The organism is Streptomyces sp. NPDC090045 (assembly GCF_044747975.1).
In the GTDB taxonomy this organism is placed as follows: Bacteria; Actinomycetota; Actinomycetes; order Streptomycetales; family Streptomycetaceae; genus Streptomyces.
This window is the reverse complement of sequence record NZ_JBIVFA010000037.1, coordinates 1-4,681: the sequence shown is the minus strand read 5'-3', so window position 1 is coordinate 4,681 and position 4,681 is coordinate 1. Positions and strand designations below refer to the sequence as shown.

1 protein-coding gene is annotated in these 4,681 nt (G+C 73.7%); it reads left to right on the top strand.

Annotation, left to right across the window (positions count from 1 at the left end):
• Window positions 1-4,681, top strand: a 4,681-nt coding sequence (locus ACIPYQ_RS41090) for a beta-ketoacyl synthase N-terminal-like domain-containing protein (RefSeq protein ID WP_401259791.1), incomplete at both ends; no start/stop codon positions are given.

The following is a 4,681-nucleotide window of genomic DNA, read 5'->3' as shown; positions in this document are numbered from 1 at the left end:
ACGCCGCCGCCAACACCTACCTCGACGCCCTCGCCCACCACCGCCACCACCACAACCTCCCCGCCACCAGCCTCGCCTGGGGACTCTGGGACACGGCCAGTGCGATGACCAGCGGGCTCAGCGAGCTCGACGTCAAGCGGTGGGCGCGCAAGGGCGTGCTGCCGGTCTCCGCCGAGCGCGGCATGGAGATCTTCGACGCGGCCCTCGTCTCGCCGGAGCCGCTGCTCGCCGCGGCCGACCTGGACCTGGCGATTCTGCGCTCCCCGGACCAGTCCGCGCCGGCTCTGCTGCGCACCCTGGTCCGTACCCCGCGCCGGCGCGCCGTGGCCGCCGCCGCGTCCGGCGCGGGCGGTTCCTCCTGGGCCGAGCGCACCGCCGCGCTGCCCGCCGCCGACCGCCGGCGTACCGTCGGTGAGCTCGTACGGACCACCGTCGCCGCCGTGCTTGGTCTCGCGGGCCCCGACGCCGTCGACGAGGACACGGCGTTCAAGACCCTCGGCATGGACTCGCTGACCGGCCTGGAGCTGCGCCGCCGGGTCGTGGCGGTCACCGGCGTCACGCTTCCGGCGACGGCCGTCTTCGACCACCCCACCCCGGCCGCGCTCGCCGAGTTCCTGACGGGCGAGCTGGCCAAGCTGGCCGGCGAGACCGAGGTGGTCCGTCCCGGCCGGCCGATCGCGGTCCGCAGCGCCTCCGATCACGAGGACCCGATCGTGATCGTCGGCATGGCCTGCCGCTACCCGGGCGAGACCCGCTCCCCCGAGGACCTGTGGCGGCTCGTCGCCGACGGCACCGACGCCATCGGCCCCTTCCCCACCAACCGTGGCTGGGCCCTGGACCGGCTCTTCGACGGCGACCCGGACCGTGCGGGCCACTCGTACGCCCGCAACGGCGGGTTCCTCTACGACGCCGACCGGTTCGACGCCGAGTTCTTCGGGATCAGCCCGCGCGAGGCTGCGGCCATGGACCCGCAGCAGCGGCTGCTGCTGGAGGCCAGCTGGGAGGCGGTGGAGAACGCCGGGATCGCCCCGGCCACCCTGCGCGGCACCCGTACCGGTGTCTTCAGCGGTGCCATGTACAGCGAGTACGCCTCCCACCTGCGCAACGCGCCGGAGGCCGTGGAGGCCTACCGTACGACCGGCAACACGCTCAGCGTGGCCTCCGGCCGGGTCTCGTACACGCTGGGCCTCCAGGGCCCGGCCATCACCGTCGACACGGCCTGCTCCTCCTCCCTCGTCGCCCTGCACCTGGCCTCGCAGGCCCTGCGCCAGGGCGAGTGCACGCTCGCCCTGGCGGGCGGTGTGACCGTGATGGCGGTGCCCGATCTGTTCGTGGAGTTCAGCCGCCAGCGCGGGCTGGCGACGGACGGCCGCTGCAAGTCCTTCGCGGACGCGGCGGACGGCACCGCCTGGAGCGAGGGCGTCGGCGTCCTCCTGCTGGAGCGGCTCTCCGACGCCCGCCGCAACGGCCACGAGATCCTCGCCGTCGTCCGCGGATCCGCCGTCAACCAGGACGGCGCCAGCAACGGACTCACCGCGCCGAACGGCCCCTCCCAGGAACGCGTCATCCGCGAGGCCCTGGCGGCCTCCGGACTGTCGTCGGCGGACGTCGACGCCGTCGAGGCGCACGGCACGGGCACCACGCTGGGCGACCCCATCGAGGCCCAGGCCATCCTGGCCACCTACGGCCAGGACCGTGACGCGGAGCGTCCGCTGCTCCTCGGCTCCCTCAAGTCCAACATCGGCCACTCCCAGGCCGCCGCCGGCGTCGGCGGCGTCATCAAGATGGTCATGGCCATGCGCCACGGCACGCTCCCGCGCACCCTGCACGTGGACCGGCCGACCTCGCACGTGGACTGGAGCACGGGAGCGGTGTCGCTCCTCACCGAGGCGACCCCGTGGCCGGAGACCGACCGGCCGCGCCGGGCCGGTGTCTCCTCCTTCGGAATCAGCGGCACCAACGCCCACGTCGTCCTCGAACAGGCCCCCGCCGCCGAGCCGAAGCCCGTCACCGAGGCCCCGGCCCCCCTGCCGATGGCGCCGTGGCTGCTGTCGGGCCACACCGAGGCCGCTCTGCGGGCCCAGGCGGACCGGCTGCTGTCCTTCGTCTCCGCGCGCACGGAGCAGGCCGATCCGGTCGATCCGGCCGGTCCGGCCAGTCCGGCCGATCGGCCGGAGGTCTCGCTGCCCGACATCGGCCGGTCGCTGGCCGATGTGCCCGCGCTGCTGGCGCACTCCGCGGCCGTCGTCGCGGAGGACCGGGACGGCATCGTGCGGGCACTCGCCGCGCTGGTCGCCGGTGAGGAGGCGCCGGAGCTGATCGCGGGGCCGCCGGCGGGTCGTGGGGGCGGCAAGACGGCGTTCCTGTTCACGGGCCAGGGCAGTCAGCGTCCCGGCATGGGCCGCGAGCTGTACGAGACCCACCCCGTCTACGCCCGCGCCCTCGACGAGGTCTGCGCCCACCTCGACGAGCACCTCCAGCAGAGCGTCACCCTCAAGTCCCTGCTCTTCTCCGACGAGGACCCCACCACCTCACCGCTCCACCAGACCATGTGGACGCAGGCAGCGCTCTTCGCCACGGAAGTCGCCCTCTACCGCACCCTCGAACACCACGGCCTCACCCCCGACTACCTCCTCGGCCACTCGCTGGGCGAACTCACCGCCGCACACGTCTCCGGCGTCCTCACCCTCGGCGACGCGGCCCTCCTCGTCGCCGTCCGTGGCCGTCTGATGCAGTCCGCCCCCACCGGCGGCGCCATGATCGCCATCGAGGCCACCGAAACCGAGATCCTCAACACCCTCCCCACCCACCACGGCCACCTCGACATCGCCGCCATCAACGGCCCCAACTCCACCGTCATCACCGGCGACCACAACGCAGCCCACCAACTCGCCACCACCTGGCGCAACAACGGCCGACGCACCTCACAACTCAACGTCAGCCACGCCTTCCACTCACCCCACATGGACGGCATCCTCGACGCATTCCGCACCACCGCCGCCACCCTCACCTACCACACCCCCACCATCCCCATCATCTCCAACCTCACCGGACAACCCGCCACCACCGAAGAACTCACCAACCCCGACTACTGGGTCCAACACCTGCGCCACACCGTCCGCTTCAACGACGGCATCCAGTACCTCCACAGCCACAACGTCACCACCTACATCGAGCTCGGCCCCGACCCCGTCCTCACCGCCATGACCCGGGGCTGCCTGGGCGAGGAGGTCGCCCAGGGCGCGGTGTCGACCGTCGGTGTCCTGCGCAAGGGCCGCCCCGAGGCGCAGACCCTCGCGGTCGCCCTCGGCCATGCGGCCGTGCGGGGTGCGGCGCTGGACGTCGAGAGCCTCTTCCCCGGTGCGCGGCGGGTCCTGCTGCCGACGTACGCCTTCCAGGGGGCCCGGTTCTGGCTGAACAGCCCGGCCACGCCCGAGGACGTGGCGAGTCTCGGTCTGACGCCGGCGGAGCACCCGCTACTCGGTGCGGTGACCAGCCTCGCCGGCGGGGAAGGACTGCTGTTCACTGGCCGCGTCACGCGGAGCACCCACCCGTGGGTCGTCGACCACGCGGTCTCCGGAACGGTGCTGCTGCCCGGCACCGCCCTGGTCGAGATGGCCGTGGCGGCGGGCGAACGCTTCGGCTACGACCGGCTCCGGGAACTCGTCCTGGAGGCGCCGCTGATCCTCCCCGAGGACGGGCGCGTCCACCTCCAGGTGGCGCTCGGCGCCGAGGAGTCCGGTACGCGTTCCGTGTCCGTCCACTCCCGCGCCGAGGGCCGGACGGACGAGGAGTGGACGCGGCACGCCTCCGGTGTGCTCGCCGAGGCGGGTCCGGGACCGGTTCCCGCGGCCGGCCCGGCCGTGTGGCCGCCGCAGGGAGCCACGGAGATACCCGTCGGCGACCTCTACGCCCGCCTCGCCGAGCGCGGATACACGTACGGCCCCACCTTCCAGGGCCTGCGGAGCGCGTGGAGACGGGGCACGGATCTGTACGCGGAGATCGCGCTCCCCGAGAGCATCGACGGGGACGGGTTCACCCTGCACCCCGCCGCGCTGGACGCCGCGCTGCACGCGCTGCTGATCGAGGATTCCGACGAGCTGACCATCCCGTTCTCGTTCAACGGGGTCACCGTGCACGCCGCCGGTGCGACCGCGCTGCGGGTGCACCTGGTTCCGAGCGGGACGAGCTCCGCCTCGCTCACGGCCACGGACGCCGACGGCCGGCCCGTCGTCACCGTCGACGAGATCGCCCTGCGCCCGGCCGGCGACCTGCAGGACCGCAGCGGTCGCCTCGACGGGCTCTACCACCTGGTGTGGAAGCCCGTCCCGCAGGCCACCGAGCCGGCCGCCGGGCCGTGGGCCGTGCTGGGTTCGGACCCGCACGGTCTGGCCGCGGCCGTCTCCGGGGACACGTACGCCGACGCCGCCGCGCTGCGGGCCGCGCTCGCCTCAGGCGGGCCGGTCCCCGGTGTCATCGCGCTCACCGAGCCGAGCGCGGAGGTGCACGCGGCGGTTCAGGGCACGCTGGCGACGCTGCAGGAGCTGCTGGCCGACTCCGCCCTGGACTCCACCCGGATCGTCGTGCTCACCCAGGGCGCCACCGCCCTCACCCCCGACGAGGACATCACCGACCTCCCCGCCACAGCCCTCACCGGCCTCATCCGCACCGCCCAGAACGA